Source organism: Novosphingobium sp. CF614 (assembly GCF_900113255.1).
GTDB lineage: Bacteria > Pseudomonadota > Alphaproteobacteria > Sphingomonadales > Sphingomonadaceae > Novosphingobium.
Window position 1 is genome coordinate 1 of the sequence record NZ_FOOR01000036.1, and the last position, 17,676, is coordinate 17,676.

Here is a 17,676-nt window from a genome sequence, read left to right on the forward strand (position 1 = left end):
CGCGCTTCATCGCGCCAGAAACCTTCCGGATCCCCAAGCGAACGCGCGTACATCTCTTCGTAGCGCGCTTCGTCAATCAGCGCTTTCTCCGCCCAACTCACGGGCACAGGCCAGCTCACGGGCACGGGATTGTGGGCTTTGCTCATTTCCCGCTTTTCCTCTCCGGTTGAAGTCTTTGCAGGCAATCTAACGCACCGGGCCGGCTGAGTGACCTTAGACGAAAGTCGTAGGCATCAGACCAAAGTCCGGATGGTTCGGCAAGGTAGCATGGCCAATCTGGTGCAATCCCCGGGATGGATCATCGGGGCGGCATGGAGAGGAAAATGAAGACGGGTCACAATGCCCTGCTTGCCGGATTGCTGGCGGCAACCGCGCTGGCGGCTCCCGGGACCGCACTGGCCGGAACGGCCAGTCGTGCGTCCACGCTTGAGGCGCGGCTCGAAAAGCTCGAAGAGGAAATGGCTTCCCTGCGCGCAGAACTTGCCGAAGCACGCGCCACCAATGCCCAGGCGAACGCCAGGGCCGATGCAGCGAACACCCGCGCCGACGCCGCCGTAGCCCAAAGCGAAAACGCCCTGCAAAAGGTCGCTGCGATCGAGAACAGGCCGGTACCGGCGCCCCAGCCAGACGGTTTCCGTTCGGGCGCGACGACGATCAAGCTCGGAGGCTACCTGAAGCTTGTCGCGTCCAACACCCGTTTCAGCAATGGTTCCGTGGCGACCAATACGCTCGGCCGCGATTTCTACCTGCCGCAGACCATCCCGACCACGATGGGCGGGCGCGGCTTCAGTTCGCAGGACTTTACCGCCAAGCAGACCCGCCTGTGGCTCAACCTCGATACGCAAGTCTCCGGACACACCATACAAGGCTACCTGGAAACCGATTTCCAGACCACCGCCAGCGCAGCGCAAAGCGTCGCCGCCGGTGGTTCGCAGCGCACGACCAACGGATATACGCTGGCGCTGCGCCGCGCCTACATGCAGGTGGGCCGTTTCACTTTCGGCCAGGACTGGTCGACGTTCCAGTATGCCGCGGCCCTGCCGGAAAGCACCGATTACGTCGGCGGGGCCGAGGGCACGGTCTTTGTCAGGCAGCCGCTGATCCGTTACACCGCGCCGCTTTCGCGGCACCTGACGCTCAATCTCGGCATCGAGAATCCCGAAAGCGCACTGGTAACGGCCGGTGCCACGGCGACGCTGGAAAGCGGGACCGACCGCATGCCCGATTTCACCGCCCGCATCGTCTATTCGCGCAAGCGCGGGGAAATCTCGCTCGCCGGCCTGCTGCGCCAGGTGCGCGGCGAAAGCACGGATTCGGCGCTGGTCAACAACGTCACCTCGGCCGGCGCGGTCGGCACCGGGCTCACCGCGACCGGGTTGGGAGGCAGCATTGCCGGAAAGCTGTTCCTCAACGGCTCCAAGTCGAGCGACATCCGCTTCATGGCGACGTACGGCCAGGGTATCGGGCGCTATGTCGGCCTCAACTTCGCACCCGACGCGGTCTACAATCCCGCCACGAACAGCCTCACCAACGTCAATACCTTCGCTGCCCTTGTCGCGGCGCGGCTGTCGATCACCCGGCGGATGCGCGTCAACATCATGGGCAGCTACCAGGACGACCGATACGACAAGGCGCTTACGCTCTCGCAGATCTCCGGCCTCAACAAAAAGGCGTGGAGCGCTGCGGCGAACTTATTCTATTCTCCGGTCAAGAACATCGATCTCGGCCTCGAGTACCGTCACGGGGAGCGCACGGTCGCCAATTCGGCGGCCGCTTCCGGCGAGGCCACGGGGCAACTCGACCGCGTTGAATTCGCCGCGAAGTACAGCTTCTGACAATCACAACAGGGAGAGCAACCCATGGTACAGCATGAAACGGCGGTGGAATATTCCGCTTTGCCAAGGCATCACCAGGCCACCCACAACGAGAAGCTGGTCATTACCGCTTCCTCGCTCGGCACAGTGTTCGAATGGTATGACTTCTATCTCTACGGGCTCCTGACCTCGATCATCGCGGCCCAGTTCCTGACCGGGCTCAATCCGACCACTTCGTTCATCATGGCGCTGCTGGTCTTTGCCGCCGGCTTCATCGTCCGTCCATTCGGAGCCCTGGTATTCGGCCGCATCGGCGACATGTTCGGCCGCCGCTATACTTTCATCATCACCCTGCTGGTGATGGGGCTTTCGACCTTCCTGGTCGGCTGCCTGCCAACCTACAAGACCGCAGGCGTCGCAGCGCCCATCATGCTGGTCGTGCTGCGCATGTTCCAGGGCCTGGCGCTGGGCGGCGAATATGGCGGCGCGGCGACTTATGTCGCCGAGCACGCGCCCAACAACAAGCGCGGCTTGTATACCAGCTGGATCCAGATCACGGCAACGGCCGGCCTCGCCATGGCCCTGCTGATCGTCATCCTCGTCCGCTCACCGGCGACCGGCGTTGGCGAAGAGGCATTCAAGGATTGGGGCTGGCGTATCCCCTATCTGATCTCGGGCCTGTTCCTCGCCGTCGGTCTCTGGCTGCGCCTGAAGCTGCATGAATCGCCCGTCTTCCAGAAGATGAAGAACGAAGGCACGGCATCGAAGGCTCCGCTGAGCGACGCCTTCGGCCAATGGTCGAACCTCAAGTTCGTGATGATCGCCTTTTTCGGCGCCATCGCCGGCCAGGCGGTCGTGTGGTACACGGGCCAGCTCTACGCCCTGTTCTTCCTGGAGAAGATGCTCAAGATCGACGGGCTGACCGCGAACAACCTGGCCATCACCGCATTGCTGCTGGGCGCTCCGTTCTTCCTCGTCTTCGGCTGGCTCTCGGACAAGATCGGCCGCAAGCCGATCATCCTTGGCGGCTGCGCGCTCGCGGCGCTGACGTTGTTCCCGACTTTCCACGCCCTGACCAACGCCGCCAACCCGGCGCTGGCCAAGGCGCTGGCTTCGGCGCCGGTCACGGTCACGGCCAACCCGGCCGAATGCTCCTCGCAGTTCGATCCGGTGGGCAAGAACCCGTTCGACACCACCAGCTGCGACATCATCAAGAATGCGCTGGCCAAATCGGGCGTGAACTACACGAACGTCACGGCTTCAGCCGGAACCATCGCCTCGGTCACCGTCGGCGGAACGACGATCGCCGCGCCCGATCCTTCAAAGATCACGGGTGACGACCGGAAGAAGGCGATCGCGGCCTTCACCGCCCAGGTCGTCGGCGCGCCGGCGGTTGCCGCGGCGCCCGCCCAAGGCGACAAGCCGGCGGTCGAGGCCAAGCCGGCGGTAGTCGGCGAACTGTCGAAAGTCGGCTATCCTTCGAAAGCCGATCCGGCGCAGATCAACAAGCCGCTGGTCGTGGCGCTGCTCTTCTACCTCGTCCTGCTCGTGACCATGGTCTACGGACCGATCGCGGCGATGCTGGTGGAACTGTTCCCCAGCCGGATCCGCTATACCTCGATGTCGCTGCCCTATCACATCGGGAACGGCTGGCTAGGCGGTCTCCTGCCGGCGATCGGCTTCGCCATGGTCGCGTCCAACGGCGATATCTACTTCGGGTTCTGGTATCCGGTCGTGGTCGCCGCGGCCACCGTGGTGATCGGGCTCATCTTCCTGCCCGAAACCTTCAGGCGGAATATCGATACCTGACAAGACTGCTCCGGAACGCCGCGCCTTGAGCCCGATCAAGGCGCGGCGCGTTTCGAGGAGCCAAGTTGCCCCATCCCGCCAACGGAGATGATCCCATGACGACCACCCAGCTCAGCACCCGCTCCGGCATCATGCTCGACGTGCGCGCCGCCACCGAGGCCGACGAGGCGATCCTCAGCGCCTTCTTCGACCAGGTAAGCGACAACGACCGCCGTTTCCGTTTCTTCACGGCCGCCCAGCACGTCAGCCACGAGCAGCTGGATCCACTGATCCATGCGGATCATTTCCTTTCCGAAAGCTTCCTTGCCTTCGATTCCGCCAACGGCCTGCTCGTCGCCTCGGCCCTGCTCGCTTGTGACAAGGCGCTGGACACCGGCGAGATCGCGGTTTCGATCCGCAGCGACTACCGGGGCAAGGGAGTGGGCTGGGCCTTGCTGGATTTCCTCGGCAACGAAGCGAAGGCCCGCGGCCTGCGCCGGGTGATCGCTATCGAAGCACGGGAAAACCATGCCGCGATCGAGCTGGAGCGCGAAAAGGGCTTTACCGTCGAAGCATTTGAAGGCGATCCCACGCTGGCCATCCTCACCAAGATATTCCGCTGAAAGGCCATCAGGAATGAGCGAAGCTTACCAGCGCGCCTGGCGTGAAAGTATTGCCGACCCGGCCGGCTTCTGGGGCGAAGCCGCGAAGGCGATCGACTGGTTCACGCAGCCCGCCGCCGTCTGGGACGATGCACGCGGCTGGTTCGCGGGCGGCACGATCAACACATGCCACAACTGCGTCGATCGTCATGTAGCGGCTGGACGCGGAGACATCGCGGCGCTGGCATACGACAGCCCGGTCACCGGCGTCATGCGGCACTACACATATGCCCAACTTCTCGAGGAGACGGACCGGGTCGCGGCCATGCTCTCGGATCTGGGCGTGAGACAAGGAGACCGGGTCATCATCTACATGCCGATGGTCCCGGAAACCGTCTTCGCGATGCTCGCCTGTGCCCGGATCGGCGCGATCCATTCCGTGGTCTTTGGCGGCTTCGCGCCGCTGGAGCTTGCCAAGCGGATCGATGATGCGACGCCGCGGGTCCTGCTCACGGCCAGTTGCGGCATCGAGGGCACGCGCACCATTGCCTACAAGCCGATGGTCGACGAAGCGCTGAGGCTTGCCGCACACCCGGTGGAGCACGTCGTCCTGCTCCAGCGCGAGCAGCTGACGGCGGAGCTGACGGCAGGGCGCGATCAGGATTGGGCGACGCTGCGCGCGGCAACCGCAAACCATCCCATACCCCCCTGCGTTCCCGTTGCTTCGGACGACCCGCTCTACATTCTCTACACCTCGGGCACTACCGGCACGCCCAAGGGCGTGGTGCGCGAGAACGGGGGCCATGCCGTGGCACTCGCGTGGTCGATGGCCCACATCTACGGCATCGGAGCGGGAGACCGCTTTTGGGCCGCGTCGGACGTGGGCTGGGTCGTCGGGCACAGCTACATCGTCTATGCCCCCCTCCTGGTGGGCGCAACCACGGTGCTGTTCGAAGGAAAGCCCGTGGGGACTCCTGATCCGGGTACGTTCTGGCGGGTGATGAGCCGTCACGGTGTGAAGAGCTTCTTTACCGCGCCGACCGCAATTCGTGCGATCCGAAAGGAAGATCCGGACGCGAAGCTCCTGAAGGAGATCGGCACGGGCGACTGTCGGGTCGTGTTCCTTGCCGGCGAGCGCGCCGATCCCGACACCATCGCCTGGCTCGAGGAAAAGTCGGGACTGCCGGTCATCGACCACTGGTGGCAGACCGAACTGGGCTGGCCGGGCGTCGCCAGCTGTTTTGCGCTGGGCGACCTGAGGCGCAGGCGCGGAAGCGCCGGCTTTCCGGTGCCGGGTTATCGCTTCGCGATCCTCGGCGACGATGGCAGGCCTTTGCCTCGCAACGAAAGTGGCGCGGTCGCGATCGAGGCGCCGCTCCCGCCGGGCGCTTTCCGTACCCTGTGGAACAACCAGGCTGGATACGAGGTGAATTTCGCCAGCTACCCCGGCTACTACGAGACCGGCGACGCCGGTCATTTCGACGCCGACGGTTTCCTCCATATCATGGGCCGCACGGACGACATCATCAACGTTGCCGGCCATCGCCTCTCAACAGGGCAGATGGAGCAGATCGTCGCCCAGCAGCATGGTGTCGCCGAATGCGCGGTCATCGGCGCCGACGACGTGGTCAAAGGCATGATACCGATCGCTTTCGTTGTCGCGCGGGCGGGAGCGGAGGCCGATGAAACCTTGACGAAACGGGTGATTGCCGCCGTTCGGGCAGAGCTCGGTGCCGTCGCCGCGCTCAAGACAGCCTATCTCGTGCCGCAATTGCCCAAGACGCGTTCGGGAAAGATCCTGCGGAACCTTCTCCGCAAGATCGTCAACGGCGAATCCTTCACCACCCCGGCAACGATAGAGGATCCCGACGTGCCGCAGATGATAGCCTTGGCAGTCAGACAATAGTCTACGCGGCAGAGCTGACCCGCAAAAGGCGCGACAATGTCGGGTTCCATTGTTCTCGATCTTGGGCACCAGTGGTGGCATGATCGGTTCATGCGCAAATCCCTGACGAGCATGTTTCTGGCCGGTCTGGCGACCGTTCTTCCTCCCTCCCCGCTCGTCGCCGAGGACGCGGCGGTGCCGGCCACGCCGGTCGAGATCGTAGCCGCGGCCCCGAGATCGGACTGGGCGGGGATCGCGCCTTCGGATCTGGTGGTGATGGACCTCGCGCCCGATACGCGGGGACAGCCACGGCGCGTGGTGATCCAGCTGATGCCGGCCCCCTTCTCGCAGGGGTGGGTAGGGAACATCCGCAAGCTCGTCGCCGCGCACTGGTATGACGGGATCGCGGTGGTCCGGGTTCAGGACAATTATGTGGTCCAGTGGGGCGATCCGGATGGGGAGGTGCCGGGCAAGGCGAAGGCGCTGCCGGCTGGCTTGATGGCTGTGCCCGAAAGCGACTACGTCTCTGTCTATGCGGAACCGAGCCAGGCCGGCATCGAACCGCCCATGGCTGGCCAGCCCGAAAGCTTGGCGCGTAACGGTATGCATCCTCCCTTGGTCAAAGTGCGATTGCTTGACCAGCCGCTACCTCGCGATAGCTACGCCAGCTTCACCGGGCATTCCGAATCCGGCTGGCCGATCGCGCTTGACGGATCGAAAATCTGGCCCGTCCACTGCTACGGCATGGTCGGCGTCGGCCGCAATATCGCTCCCGATACAGGGACCGGGGCCGAACTCTATGCCGTGATCGGCCAGGCACCGCGCCAGCTTGATCGCAACATCGCGCTCGTGGGCCGGGTGATCGAAGGGATCGAGCACCTCTCCTCGCTGCCGCGCGGAACCGGGCCGCTGGGGTTCTACCAGACGGCAGACGAGCGCACGCCGATCGTCTCGGTGCGGATGGGCGACAAAGTGCCCGACCTGCCGGCTTACGAGTACCTCTCAACCGAAAGCGGGAGCTTCGCCGCTTATGCCGACAAGCGCGCCAACCGGAAGGACGAATTCTATATCCAGCCGGCAGGCGGGGTGGATGTGTGCAACGTGCCGGTGCCGGTGCGCCGTGCTGGCGCGGAGATGAAGGCGGTAGGCAAGTGAGGGTTTACGCGGCCGCGCGAACGCGCAAGGATGCCGCTCGGCGGCAAAGCTCGTTCCCGGCGTCTCCACGTGAGTTCCCGGCATGACCGAACACCTCGTCCACACCGGCCGCCTGTGGCGCTGGACCTCGGCTACCGGGACAGGCACCTGGCATTTCATCACCATCGACGGTGCGGCGGGCGAGGCGCTTTCGGGCACCGCGCTGATGCGCAAGCTCGAAGGCAATGCACGCGGGTTCGGTTCGCTCAAGGTGATCGCACGGATCGGCGAAAGCCGATTTGCAACTTCGGTCTTCCCGAGCAAGACCGATGGCGGCTGGCTGCTGCCCGTCAAGGCAGCGGTGCGCCGCGCCGAGGGGCTTGCCGAAGGCGATGAGGTGGAAGTCCGGCTTGAGGTATGAGCGTCCCCGCTATGCCTGGGCAAGCCCGAAGAGGAATTTCAGAGCCGTTCCGCTTCCGCCACGGCCTCGCTCGCGCGCAAGGCGCCGATGATGCGGGTGAGGTGCGCGAGGTCGGCAACCTCGAGATCGACTTCGTAAGTGCCGAAGGGCTCGTCGCGCTGGACCATCTGGAGATTGGTGACGTTGGCGCGGTTGCTGGCAAAAATCTGCGTCACTTCCGCCAGCGTGCCCGGCCGATTATACAGCACGAGGCGCAGGCGGCCGACCGCGCCGGTGGTACGCTCTCCCCACGACAGGTCGAGCCAGTCGACATCGATGCCGTTCGCCAGCGTCAGGCAATCGATGGTATGGACCTCCACCTTGTGGTCCGGACGGCGCAAGCCGACGATACGGTCGCCCGGCACGGGATGGCAGCATTCGGCCAGTTCGAAGCCCATGCCCGGCGTCAGGCCCTTGATCGAGATCGCCCGCTCGGTGTGGGTCCACTCCGGTTCGTCGGGCAGTTCGGCGGTGCTGCCGGGAACCAGCGCCTCCATCACCTGCCGGTCGGTAAGGCGCGCCGAGCCGATCGCGAACATGAGATCCGCCTCGTCGCGCAGGTCCAGCCGGCGCACGGCAGCGATGAGTGCCTTCTTGCCGATGCGCTGGGGCAGGCGGCCGGCGATTTCGTCAAGCAGCTTGGAGCCGATCTCGGCCACTTCCGCGCGTTCCTTGGCACGCACCGCGCGGCGGATCGCGGCGCGGGCCTTGCCGGTGACGACGAAACCCAGCCACGAGAGCTGCGGTTCGGAACTGGCGCTCTTGATGACTTCCACGACGTCGCCGTTCACCAGTTGCGTGCGCAGCGGTACGTGCCGGCCGTTGATCTTGGCGCCGACCGCCGCATTGCCCAGATCGGTATGGACGGCATAGGCGAAGTCCACCGCCGTCGAACCCTTGGGAAGCTGATGCAGCGCGCCCTTGGGGGTGAACGCGAAGATGCGGTCCTGGTAGATCGCCAGCTTGGTATGTTCGAGCAGTTCCTCGGCATCGTGGCTGGCGTCGACGATCTCGATCAGGTCGCGCAACCAGCCGACTTGCCCATCGGGCCTGGCCCCGCCCTGCTTGTATGCCCAGTGCGCGGCCAGGCCGAACTCGTTGGTGCGGTGCATCTCCTTGGTGCGGATCTGCACTTCCATGCGCATCGAGTTCTCGTAGATCAGCGCGGTGTGAAGCGACTTGTAGCCGTTCGACTTGGGCGTCGAGATGTAGTCCTTGAAGCGGCCCGGGATCATCTGCCAGGTCTGGTGCAGCACGCCTAGCGCGTGGTAGCAGTCATCCGGCGCTTCGGTCAGGACGCGGAAAGCCATGATATCGGTGATCTGCTCGAAGGTGACGTGGCGTTCGGCCATCTTGCGCCAGATCGAGTAGGGATGCTTTTCCCGGCCAGTGACTTCGACTTGCACACCGGCCTCGGCAAGCGCCTGCTTGATAGCGAAGGCGATCGCGTCGACCTGTCCGCCTTCCTGGCTGCGGATCTGTGCGAGGCGGCCGGTGATGGTGGCGTAGCCTTCGGGTTCCAGCTGTTCGAAGGCGAGCAGCTGCATCTCGCGCATGTATTCGTACATACCCACCCGCTCGGCGAGCGGCGCGTAGATATCCATGGTCTCGCGCGCGATGCGTCGGCGCTTTTCCTCATCCTTGATGAAGTGAAGCGTGCGCATGTTGTGCAGGCGGTCAGCCAGCTTGACCAGCAGCACGCGCAAGTCCTCGCTCATCGCGAGGAGGAACTTGCGCAAGTTTTCCGCCGCGCGCTCGCTCTCCGTCATCGCCTCGATCTTCGAAAGCTTGGTGACGCCGTCGACGAGACGGGCGACGGCGGGGCCGAACAGCTTCTCCACCTCCTCGATCGTCGCCAGCGTATCCTCGACCGTGTCGTGAAGCAGCGCGGTGATGATGGTCTGCTGGTCCAGTTTGAGTTCGGTCATCAGGCCGGCGACTTCGACCGGATGACTGAAGTAGGGATCGCCGCTGGCACGCTTCTGGGTGCCGTGCTTCTGCACGGTATAGACGTAGGCGCGGTTCAACAGGGCCTCATCGGCCTCAGGCGCGTACTCCTTGACGCGTTCGACGAGTTCATACTGGCGCAGCATCCTTGACTGCATGTCAGGATTTTTTGCGTTGCGACAAGAGGGAAGCCCCAAAAGATGCGGATTTTGCAATCGGCAGCCAAAAGGGGACGGCCGGAAAATGGCGATTGCACGAAATACTTAACCGCGGGACTTCGGCGCCGTCCTCAGACACGAACGGGCCGGAACCGGGCACTCCGGGACGGAACCAAGCGATGATGGAAAAGGCGGGTTGAGATGCGTGCAACGGCAGGTCTCCAGATTGCGGAAGTGGGGTGTTCCGACGCAGCGCGCGCGAATCTCGCCCCTGCCCGGGAAGATGGCGAAGTACGCCACCGGCCACGCGCACCGCGCCAGCGCACACTGATCCGCGCAGTGATGCACGGCCCCGGCATTCCCGGACATGAAGTCATCGTCCGTGACGTTTCGGCGCGGGGGATGCGCATCGCCGGGCGCGGATTGGCGCCGCGGCAAGGCGAGACCCTGGGAGTGACGCTGTCGAGCGGAATCGCACAGGATGCTCAGGTGCGCTGGGTCGAAGGCGACGAATTCGGCATCGAACTGTTCGAGGATCTCGACCTGCAGCGCCTTGGTCTCACCAACCAGCGTCGTCATGGCGCCGGAGCCATCCACTGGCTCGTCGACGAGCGCCTGCGCCGTCCTGAACAGCCCCCGGCCCGGCTGCGCCGCTGCTGATTCAATCGATCTCATCGCATAAATCACGAATGCCTTGTTAACCTTTCGAGAAACCCGCCGCGCCACATTCGCACGTAGCGAGGCGGCGGCACGAAAGGGCAGTCAGCATGGCCAACAAGGCATCTGCCGAAACGGCGGTGGCGGCATTCCCGAGTCCGGCCGAACCGTTTCCATCCGGCGAAACGCACCCCTCGCGCGCGCCGCGTCAACGCACATTGATCGGCGCCGTGCTGGGCGCCGAGGGCATGGCCGGGCAGGAGGCGATCATCCGCAACGTTTCCAAGCACGGCATGTGCATCGCCTCGCGCGGTTTCGCGCGGTTTCGCGCCGCACCGCGGCCAGATGCTGGAAGTGATGCTGCCCAGCGGCATCGAACTGGACGCCGAAGTGCGTTGGGTCGGCGTCGGTGAGTTCGGCGTCCTCCTGTCCGAGAGCATCGACCTCAGCCGGCTGGACCTTTCCAGCATGCACCACAAGTCCGGCTTCGTCAGCATCATGAACTGGGTGCTCGATCGGCACTTCCATCGCGCACACAAGAACGATGACGATCTGATCCGTCGCTGCTGATGAACGCGACTGCGCCCGGCGCACCCTAAACCACGATATCCTTGATCTGGTCCCAGCAGGCATCGACTGCTTGACGGCCCGCGTCCATCGCCCGGCGTATCTTCGCCGGATCGAATTCGAGCGTGTCGGAATAGTCCTCCTTGGGCTCGATCTTGCGCACCGGCACGAAGCGATAGCCCGTGATCGTCCCGTCGAGCGGCGCAAGCAATTGCTGCACTTCGGCGGCCGAATGGCCGGCCCCGGAAAGCGCGGTCCACATCCTTCCCCTGGCATCAAGCAGGTCGTTGATGAGCCCGGCATGTTCCACGTCGTTGACCGAAACTTCCGATTGCAGGATGCCCACCGAGCGCAGCCCGATCGAGACCAGGCTGCCGAACGTCTGGTCTTTGACCGAACCCGGCGGCGGCGAGGCGCGGATCACCAGGATGCCGGTGGGGTTCTCCTTCATCGCCGCGCTGAGCGGCGTCACGTCGCGCACGCCGCCGTCCACCCACTGCCTGCCGTCGCTTGTCTCCAACGGATCGAAGTAGACCGGCATGGCGCAACTGGCGTAGACCCAGTTGTCGATCCCCGGCACGGTTTCGTCGATCGTGCGGAAATCACCGGATTGCAGGTTCACCACGCCCACCCGCAGGCCGATGCCCGATGCCGCCAGCCGCGCGGGATCGTAGAGCCCGGCAAGCAGCTTGCGCAGCGGCCGCGCGTCGTGAATCGCCTTGGCGCCGAACAGCGCGGAGAACAGCACGTTGCGCCGCTTGTAGATGTCGCCATCGCCCTTGAGGCCGAGCCAGAACGCCTTGAGCCGTTCGATATCGCCCTGCGCGACGCCGAGCGCCTGGATGGCACCGGTCGAGGTGCCGACGACGACCTTCGGCTTCACCCCGTACTTGCCCATCAGCGCATCGAGCACGCCAACCTGAAACGCGCCCTTCGCGCCGCCACCGCTCAAGACGATGGCCAGTTTCTTGCTCACCCCGTGCCCCCTTCATGCTTCCAGCAGCACGCGCCAAAGCGTGACAGCCGCACGATCATTCCATCGCGCGGCCTTCCGGGCAATTTAATTTATGGAAAACCGTTCGTCGCCGGGACGATATTCATCAGCTTGATCATTTGCCATGCCTGCACAATAGTAAGGCGGTGAACGAACCGATCGTCGATCCTTCGCCCACCAGCGCCAATCCCACGGTCGTGCTCCCCGCGCGCCCTGAAGCGATCCGCCTGGATCCCGCGACCACCGCCGTCATCGTGGTCGATATGCAGAACGCCTATGCCAGCAGGGGCGGCTACGTGGACGAAGCCGGGTTCGACGTCGGCCCGGCCGCGAGCGTGATCGGCAGGATCGCCCAAGTGCTCGATAGCGCGCGGGCGGCCGGAATGTCGATCGTGTTCCTCCAGAACGGCTGGGACGCGGGCTATGTCGAGGCCGGCACTCCGCTTTCGCCCAATTGGCACAAATCGAACGCGCTCAAGACCATGCGCGCGCGGCCGGAACTGGCCGGCAGGTTCCTGGCGCGCGGCGGATGGGACTATGAACTGGTCGATGCGCTCGCCCCGCGGGAGGGAGACCTGCGTATCCACAAGCCGCGCTATTCGGCCTTCTTCAACTCCCAGCTCGATTCCATCCTGCGCGCGCGGGGCATCCGCACGCTGGTCTTCACCGGCATCGCCACCAATGTCTGCGTCGAATCCACGCTGCGCGACGGTTTCCACCTCGAATACTTCGGTGTGCTGCTGGAGGACGCGACCCATCACCTGGGCCCCGACTTCATCCAGCAGGCCACGGTCTACAATGTCGAGAAGTTCTTCGGCTGGGTCAGTACCGTGGCCGATTTCCGCACCGCCGTCGGCCAGCTTGCGCCAAAGGAGTCGTGATGCCTTTCGAACCGATCAACCCACCGCAGTTCCCGCCACCCATTGCACCCTACTCGGCCGGCGCGAAGGCCGGGAACGCCGTCTATGTCTCGGGCATGCTGGCGCTGGGCGAAGGCGGCGCGGTGCTTCACGTCGGCGATGCCGCCGGCCAGACACGGCACGTGCTCGAAGCGATCAAGACCACTGTGGAGGCCGCTGGCGGCGCCATGACGGACGTGGCCATGAACCACATCTTTCTCAAGGACATGGCCGACTACGCCGCTTTCAACGCGGTCTATGCAGAATACTTCCCGGGCGACAAGCCGGCGCGCTACTGCATCCGGTGCGACCTGGTGAAGCCCGATTGCCTCGTAGAGATCGCCTCGGTGGCACACATTGACTGAATCAACTGGGCCTGGAGCAACCGGGCTCTATCATGAGATCCATGGGTCAGCGGACGCGCCGCCGCTGATCCTGTCAAGCGGGTTGGGCGGTTCGGCCAGCTACTGGGCGCCGAACATCCCGGCGCTGGCCGAACGCTTCCGCGTCATCGCCTATGACCATCGCGGCACCGGGCGCAGCGACCGGGCATTGCCGGAGAGCACCTCGGTCGAGGCCATGTCCAAGGACGTGCTGGCGCTGATGGATGCGCTGGAGATCGAAACCGCGGCTTTCATCGGCCATGCCCTGGGCGGCGCGGTCGGGATCGAGGCGGCGATCCGTAGCGGACGGATCGGCGCGCTGGTGGTCGTCAACGGCTGGCGAACCTTGTCGCCGCACACTCGCCGCTGCTTCGCCGCGCGCCTTGCATTGTTGCGTTCCGCCGGGGCTCGCGCCTTTCTCGAGGCGCAGCCGCTGTTTCTGTTCCCGCCAGACTGGATCGCCGATCACGACGCCGAGCTGACCGCCGAACTCGACCACCACCTCGCCGCATTTCCCGGTGCGGCGACGGTGGAAAAGCGACTTGCCGCGGTTCAGGCCTATCAGCCCGACCCGGCGGGCCTGGCCGCGCTCGAAACACTGCTCGTGATCGCGACGTGGGACGATTTCCTGGTCCCCCACGCCGCCGCGCTGGACCTTGCCGCTCCGGTCCCCCATGCCAGGGTCGCCACGTTCGAATGGGGCGGCCACGCCTGCAACGTCACCGATCCCGAGCGTTTCAACCGCACCGTGCTCGAATTTCTCAGGAGCCAATAGCCATGCAAGTCGGCGTCTTCGTTCCCATCAACAACAACGGCTGGCTCATCAGCACCACCTCGCCGCAGTACATGCCCAGCTTCGATCTCAACAAGCAGATCGCCCTCAGCGCGGAGAAGCACGGGCTCGATTTCCTGCTCTCGATGATTAAGCTGCGGGGGTTCGGGGGCAAGAGCCAGTTCTGGGAATATGGGCTGGAAAGCTTCACGCTGATGTCCGGCCTTGCCGCCGTGACCGAGAAGATCAAGATCTACGCGACCTGCCCCACCCTCATCATCCCCCCAGCCTTCGCCGCGCGCATGTGCAACACGATCGATTCGATCAGTCACGGCCGCTTCGGGCTCAACCTCATCACCGGCTGGCAGCCGCCCGAATATACCCAGATGGGCCTCTGGCCGGGCGAGGACCATTTCCGCAACCGCTACAAGATGCTCGATGAATATGCCCGGATCCTGCGCGAACTGTGGGAGACCGGACGCAGCGATTTCAAGGGCGAATACTACCAGATGAATGACTGCCTGGTCCGGCCGCAGCCCACCGGAGAGATGAAGATCATCTGCGCAGGCTCGTCCGACGCGGGGCTCGGCTTCTCGGCCAAGTGGGCCGATTATGCCTTCTGCCTGGGCGTCGGCGTCAACACTCCCAAGGCCTTCGCCAGCAACAACGAGCGCCTCGCCAGGTTCACAGCCGAGACCGGGCGGAACGTCTCGGTCTTCGTGCTGGTCATGATTATCACCGCCGAGACCGACGAGGAAGCCATGGCCAAGTGGAAGCTCTACAACGACGGCGTCGATCTCGACGCGATCGCCTGGCTGGCGGACCAGGGCGCCAAGGACACCGTCAACACCGACACCAACGTCCGCCAACTGGCCGCCCCCGAAGGCGCGGTGAACATCAACATGGGCACGCTGGTGGGCAGCTACGAAAGCGTCGCCCGGATGCTCGACGAAATGGCCGAAGTGCCCAATACCGGCGGCGTGCTGCTGACCTTCGACGATTTCGTGGAAGGGGTGGAAGCCTTCGGCACCCGCATTCAGCCGCTGATGAAGAGCCGGGCAGGGATCGCCGCTTGAGGCGTGTAGAGATCAAGTCCAAGCCGGGCTGAATCTCTACACGCCTCTAGCTCCAAGTCGCTTCGGGCGGCAGGCTCATCAGGATCGCGTCGATATTGCCGCCGGTCTTGAGCCCAAACAGCGTCCCCCGGTCGTAGACGAGGTTGAATTCGGCGTAGCGGCCCCGCCATTCGAGCTGGCGAGCCTTGTCGGCGGGGGTGAAGTCCATGCCCATGCGCCGGCGCACCAGCCGGGGAAACACGGCTAGGAACGCCTCGCCCACCGCGCGGGTGAAAGCGAAGTTCGCGTCCCAGGCGGCCTCGTCCGCGCATTCGAGGTGGTCGTAGAAAATCCCGCCGACGCCCCGGTGGACCTTGCGGTGCGGAATGTAGAAGTAATCGTCCGCCCAGGCCTTGAAGCGGTCGTAATAGTCGGCGCCGTGGGCATCGCAGGCGGCCTGGAATTCGGCGTGGAATTCGGCGGTGTCCTCCGCGTAGGGCAGCGGCGGGTTGAGGTCGGCGCCGCCGCCGAACCAGGCCTTGGTGGTGGTGAGGAAGCGGGTGTTCATGTGCACTGCCGGCACATGCGGATTGGCCATGTGCGCCACCAGGCTGATGCCGGTAGCGGAAAACTGGTTCTCCTCGGCCGAGGCCCCGTTGATAGTGGCGGCGAAGTCCTTCGCCAGTCCGCCGGCGACGGTCGAGATATTGACTCCGACCTTCTCGAACACCCTGCCCTTCATCAGGCCCCGCGTGCCGCCGCCGGTTTCCCCCTCGCCGCCCTCCACCGCCGCGCGCTGCCACGGTGTGTACGTGAAGGCGGCATCGGAACCCGCCTCCCGCTCGATCGCCTCGAATTCGGCGCAAATGCGGTCTCGCAGGGTGTGAAACCATTCGCCGGCGCGGGCGGTGCAGGAAGTCCAGTCAGTCATGCCCCGGCGCTTGCCAAATCGCGCACGCTGCGGCAAGGGAAAGGAATGGTTCCCTTTTCGTTCCGACATGAAGAGATGCTCCTCGTCGGCGGCCGCGCGCTCTACTGGCCGCGCGAGCAAGCGCTGCTGGTGGCGGACCTGCATCTCGAAAAGGCGAGCTTCTTCGCTCGGGGCGGCCAGATGCTTCCCCCCTATGACAGCCGCGAGACGCTGGAGCGGCTGGCGGCGGCGGTACGCGAAACCGGCGCACGACGGATCTTCGCACTGGGGGACAACTTCCACGACAGCGCGGGTCCCGCCCGGCTGGAACCGCATGCCGCCGGGATGCTCGCGGCGCTGACGCGCGCGCTCGACTGGGTGTGGATCACTGGAAACCACGATCCGCACATCGGCGCCGAAGCAGGCGGCATTTGCGTGGCGGAACTGGAAACCGGCGGGTTCGTGCTGCGTCACATGGCCAGGCCGGGAACGACGCAGCCGGAAATCTCCGGCCACTTCCATCCACGCCTGGTGATTCACGCGCGCGAACGGCGTATCGCCCGGCCTTGCGCGGTACGAAGCGAAAGCCGGCTGATCCTGCCCGCCTTCGGCGCGCTCACCGGCGGAATGAATGCCGCCGATCCGGAGATTCTCTCCGCGCTGCAGCCCGCCGATGCCGTCGATGCGCTGGTGCCGGCACGCCAAAGGCTGGTGCGTTATCCCCTCTGGCGCAAGGCCGCCTGAATTCCCATATCGCAGCTTGGGCGATCATATGAAACTTGCGCGAATTCCCGCTTTGCGTGCGCGGGCGATTCGCACTAATGACGGCCGAATCCGAGCCCGCGACGATAATGATTCAGGAGAACGCTTATAGCACCCCCACCCCGGCGCATGATGACCCCGCCCGTGAAGAGCGGTCCGCGCTACAATAACATGATCCAGTCCGACAAGGTCCGCGTGATCGACGAGAACGGCGAGAACCTGGGCGTCATGTACACCCGAGAGGCGATCGAACAGGCGGCCGGAGTCGGCCTTGATCTGGTGGAAGTCTCGCCCAATGCTGACCCGCCGGTGTGCAAGTTCCTCGATGTCGGCAAGTATCGGTACGAAGCGCAGAAAAAGGCCAATGCCGCGCGCAAGAGCCAGAAGACGCAGGAGATCAAAGAGATCAAGATGCGTCCGAACATCGACGATCACGATTACGACACCAAGATGCGCAACGTCCACCGCTTCATCGTCGATGGCGACAAGGTGAAAATCACGCTGCGCTTCCGCGGCCGCGAGCTTTCCCACCAGCAGCTCGGCATGGATCTCCTGCGCCGCGTGCAGGAAGACGTCGCGGACATCGCCAAGGTGGAGGCCTACCCCCGCATGGAAGGCCGCCAGATGCTGATGGTACTGTCGCCGAAATAAGCGCGCGACCTCGCGTGACGGCAAACGAAGGGCGCTCCGATGGGGCGCCCTTTGCTTTATCGGCCATGAGGAATAGCCAAGGATGTCGACCGCCAAAGAAGTATCCGTCCGACGAAGGCCGCAGGGGCGTCATACCAAGGGCCTTATACGCTCGGCTTCATTGATTGACCTGTGCCCATTTGCGTGACCCGATTGAAGTGATTTGCTCTGGTTGAGCGATGAGCCAGTTCCAAGCGTC

17 protein-coding genes are annotated in these 17,676 nt (G+C 64.4%); 14 read left to right on the forward strand and 3 right to left on the reverse strand.

Annotated features, from left to right (window positions below; all coding sequences use genetic code 11):
- The first annotated feature begins 323 nt into the window (after positions 1 to 323).
- The 6 genes from BM052_RS18465 to BM052_RS18490 all read left to right on the forward strand — a co-directional run bounded on the left by BM052_RS18465 (position 324) and on the right by BM052_RS18490 (position 7,644).
- A complete protein-coding gene (locus tag BM052_RS18465; RefSeq protein WP_143084906.1) occupies positions 324 to 1,835 on the forward strand; it encodes a DcaP family trimeric outer membrane transporter in 1,512 nt (503 codons plus the stop codon).
- Positions 1,836 to 1,859: 24 nt separating this feature from the next.
- On the forward strand, positions 1,860 to 3,623 hold the full coding sequence (locus BM052_RS18470) for an MFS transporter (protein ID WP_091149276.1): 1,764 nt from the start codon (positions 1,860 to 1,862) through the stop codon (positions 3,621 to 3,623).
- Between the two features lie 95 nt (positions 3,624 to 3,718).
- Positions 3,719 to 4,225 (forward strand): GNAT family N-acetyltransferase, encoded by a 507-nt coding sequence (locus BM052_RS18475; protein ID WP_091149278.1) that lies wholly within the window; start codon positions 3,719 to 3,721, stop codon positions 4,223 to 4,225.
- A 13-nt stretch (positions 4,226 to 4,238) separates the two neighbouring features.
- Complete coding sequence (locus BM052_RS18480) at positions 4,239 to 6,110, forward strand: AMP-binding protein (RefSeq protein ID WP_091149279.1); 1,872 nt, start codon at positions 4,239 to 4,241, stop codon at positions 6,108 to 6,110.
- Positions 6,111 to 6,200: 90 nt separating this feature from the next.
- Positions 6,201 to 7,244 carry a peptidylprolyl isomerase gene (locus tag BM052_RS18485; protein ID WP_091149281.1) on the forward strand — a complete coding sequence of 348 codons (1,044 nt, stop codon included), beginning with the start codon at positions 6,201 to 6,203 and terminating at the stop codon, positions 7,242 to 7,244.
- A gap of 82 nt (positions 7,245 to 7,326) precedes the next feature.
- The gene (locus tag BM052_RS18490) at positions 7,327 to 7,644 is read left to right on the forward strand and encodes a DUF1905 domain-containing protein (RefSeq protein ID WP_091149282.1); all 318 of its coding nucleotides are present in this window, start codon (positions 7,327 to 7,329) and stop codon (positions 7,642 to 7,644) included.
- A gap of 38 nt (positions 7,645 to 7,682) precedes the next feature.
- Here the strand turns inward: BM052_RS18490 and BM052_RS18495 are convergent, their stop codons facing one another.
- On the reverse strand, positions 7,683 to 9,776 hold the full coding sequence (locus BM052_RS18495; RefSeq protein ID WP_091149284.1) for a RelA/SpoT family protein: 2,094 nt from the start codon (positions 9,774 to 9,776) through the stop codon (positions 7,683 to 7,685).
- 213 nt (positions 9,777 to 9,989) lie between these two features.
- Here BM052_RS18495 and BM052_RS18500 point away from each other — a divergent pair, with 213 nt between their 5' ends.
- Entirely contained in the window at positions 9,990 to 10,448 is a 459-nt protein-coding gene (locus BM052_RS18500) for a PilZ domain-containing protein (protein WP_091149286.1), read from the forward strand.
- A 342-nt stretch (positions 10,449 to 10,790) separates the two neighbouring features.
- Positions 10,791 to 11,015: a hypothetical protein gene (locus BM052_RS18505; protein ID WP_091149288.1), complete on the forward strand. Its 225-nt coding sequence runs from the start codon at positions 10,791 to 10,793 to the stop codon at positions 11,013 to 11,015.
- A 25-nt stretch (positions 11,016 to 11,040) separates the two neighbouring features.
- Here BM052_RS18505 and BM052_RS18510 read toward each other — a convergent pair whose 3' ends face one another.
- Positions 11,041 to 11,988: a patatin-like phospholipase family protein gene (locus tag BM052_RS18510; protein WP_091149289.1), complete on the reverse strand. Its 948-nt coding sequence runs from the start codon at positions 11,986 to 11,988 to the stop codon at positions 11,041 to 11,043.
- Positions 11,989 to 12,152: 164 nt separating this feature from the next.
- On the opposite strand from BM052_RS18510, the gene rutB reads away from it, so the two are divergent.
- From rutB to rutA, 4 genes are read left to right on the forward strand one after another with little or no spacing between them, the layout of a single operon-like run.
- Positions 12,153 to 12,887 carry a pyrimidine utilization protein B gene (rutB, locus tag BM052_RS18515; RefSeq protein WP_091149291.1) on the forward strand — a complete coding sequence of 245 codons (735 nt, stop codon included), beginning with the start codon at positions 12,153 to 12,155 and terminating at the stop codon, positions 12,885 to 12,887.
- Positions 12,887 to 13,270: a pyrimidine utilization protein C gene (gene rutC / locus BM052_RS18520; protein ID WP_091149302.1), complete on the forward strand. Its 384-nt coding sequence runs from the start codon at positions 12,887 to 12,889 to the stop codon at positions 13,268 to 13,270. Before rutB ends, rutC begins: the two co-directional genes overlap by 1 nt.
- The gene (rutD, locus tag BM052_RS18525; RefSeq protein ID WP_091149293.1) at positions 13,263 to 14,063 is read left to right on the forward strand and encodes a pyrimidine utilization protein D; all 801 of its coding nucleotides are present in this window, start codon (positions 13,263 to 13,265) and stop codon (positions 14,061 to 14,063) included. The genes rutC and rutD overlap by 8 nt, the downstream gene beginning before the upstream one ends.
- 2 nt (positions 14,064 to 14,065) lie before the next feature.
- Positions 14,066 to 15,136, forward strand: a complete 1,071-nt coding sequence (gene rutA, locus BM052_RS18530; RefSeq protein WP_091149294.1) for a pyrimidine utilization protein A — start codon at positions 14,066 to 14,068, stop codon at positions 15,134 to 15,136.
- Between the two features lie 46 nt (positions 15,137 to 15,182).
- Here the strand turns inward: rutA and hemF are convergent, their stop codons facing one another.
- The gene (hemF, locus tag BM052_RS18535; protein ID WP_091149296.1) at positions 15,183 to 16,046 is read right to left on the reverse strand and encodes an oxygen-dependent coproporphyrinogen oxidase; all 864 of its coding nucleotides are present in this window, start codon (positions 16,044 to 16,046) and stop codon (positions 15,183 to 15,185) included.
- A 45-nt stretch (positions 16,047 to 16,091) separates the two neighbouring features.
- On the opposite strand from hemF, the gene pdeM reads away from it, so the two are divergent.
- Both pdeM and infC read left to right on the forward strand, forming a co-directional pair.
- Positions 16,092 to 16,769: a ligase-associated DNA damage response endonuclease PdeM gene (gene pdeM, locus BM052_RS18540; protein ID WP_091149297.1), complete on the forward strand. Its 678-nt coding sequence runs from the start codon at positions 16,092 to 16,094 to the stop codon at positions 16,767 to 16,769.
- Between the two features lie 147 nt (positions 16,770 to 16,916).
- Positions 16,917 to 17,438 carry a translation initiation factor IF-3 gene (gene infC, locus BM052_RS18545; protein WP_091149299.1) on the forward strand — a complete coding sequence of 174 codons (522 nt, stop codon included), beginning with the start codon at positions 16,917 to 16,919 and terminating at the stop codon, positions 17,436 to 17,438.
- The last annotated feature ends 238 nt before the right edge of the window (positions 17,439 to 17,676 follow it).

Bases quoted from the DNA above. Each gene is read 5' to 3' on its own strand.
- BM052_RS18470 (WP_091149276.1), top strand. From the start codon at position 1,860: ATGGTACAGCATGAAACGGCGGTGGAATATTCCGCTTTGCCAAGGCAT.
- rutC (WP_091149302.1), top strand. From the start codon at position 12,887: ATGCCTTTCGAACCGATCAACCCACCGCAGTTCCCGCCACCCATTGCA.
- BM052_RS18485 (WP_091149281.1), top strand. From the start codon at position 6,201: ATGCGCAAATCCCTGACGAGCATGTTTCTGGCCGGTCTGGCGACCGTT.
- BM052_RS18490 (WP_091149282.1), top strand. From the start codon at position 7,327: ATGACCGAACACCTCGTCCACACCGGCCGCCTGTGGCGCTGGACCTCG.
- hemF (WP_091149296.1), bottom strand. From the start codon at position 16,046: ATGACTGACTGGACTTCCTGCACCGCCCGCGCCGGCGAATGGTTTCAC.
- BM052_RS18475 (WP_091149278.1), top strand. From the start codon at position 3,719: ATGACGACCACCCAGCTCAGCACCCGCTCCGGCATCATGCTCGACGTG.
- infC (WP_091149299.1), top strand. From the start codon at position 16,917: ATGATGACCCCGCCCGTGAAGAGCGGTCCGCGCTACAATAACATGATC.
- BM052_RS18480 (WP_091149279.1), top strand. From the start codon at position 4,239: ATGAGCGAAGCTTACCAGCGCGCCTGGCGTGAAAGTATTGCCGACCCG.
- pdeM (WP_091149297.1), top strand. From the start codon at position 16,092: ATGGTTCCCTTTTCGTTCCGACATGAAGAGATGCTCCTCGTCGGCGGC.
- BM052_RS18465 (WP_143084906.1), top strand. From the start codon at position 324: ATGAAGACGGGTCACAATGCCCTGCTTGCCGGATTGCTGGCGGCAACC.
- rutA (WP_091149294.1), top strand. From the start codon at position 14,066: ATGCAAGTCGGCGTCTTCGTTCCCATCAACAACAACGGCTGGCTCATC.
- BM052_RS18505 (WP_091149288.1), top strand. From the start codon at position 10,791: ATGCTGGAAGTGATGCTGCCCAGCGGCATCGAACTGGACGCCGAAGTG.
- BM052_RS18500 (WP_091149286.1), top strand. From the start codon at position 9,990: ATGCGTGCAACGGCAGGTCTCCAGATTGCGGAAGTGGGGTGTTCCGAC.
- BM052_RS18495 (WP_091149284.1), bottom strand. From the start codon at position 9,776: ATGCTGCGCCAGTATGAACTCGTCGAACGCGTCAAGGAGTACGCGCCT.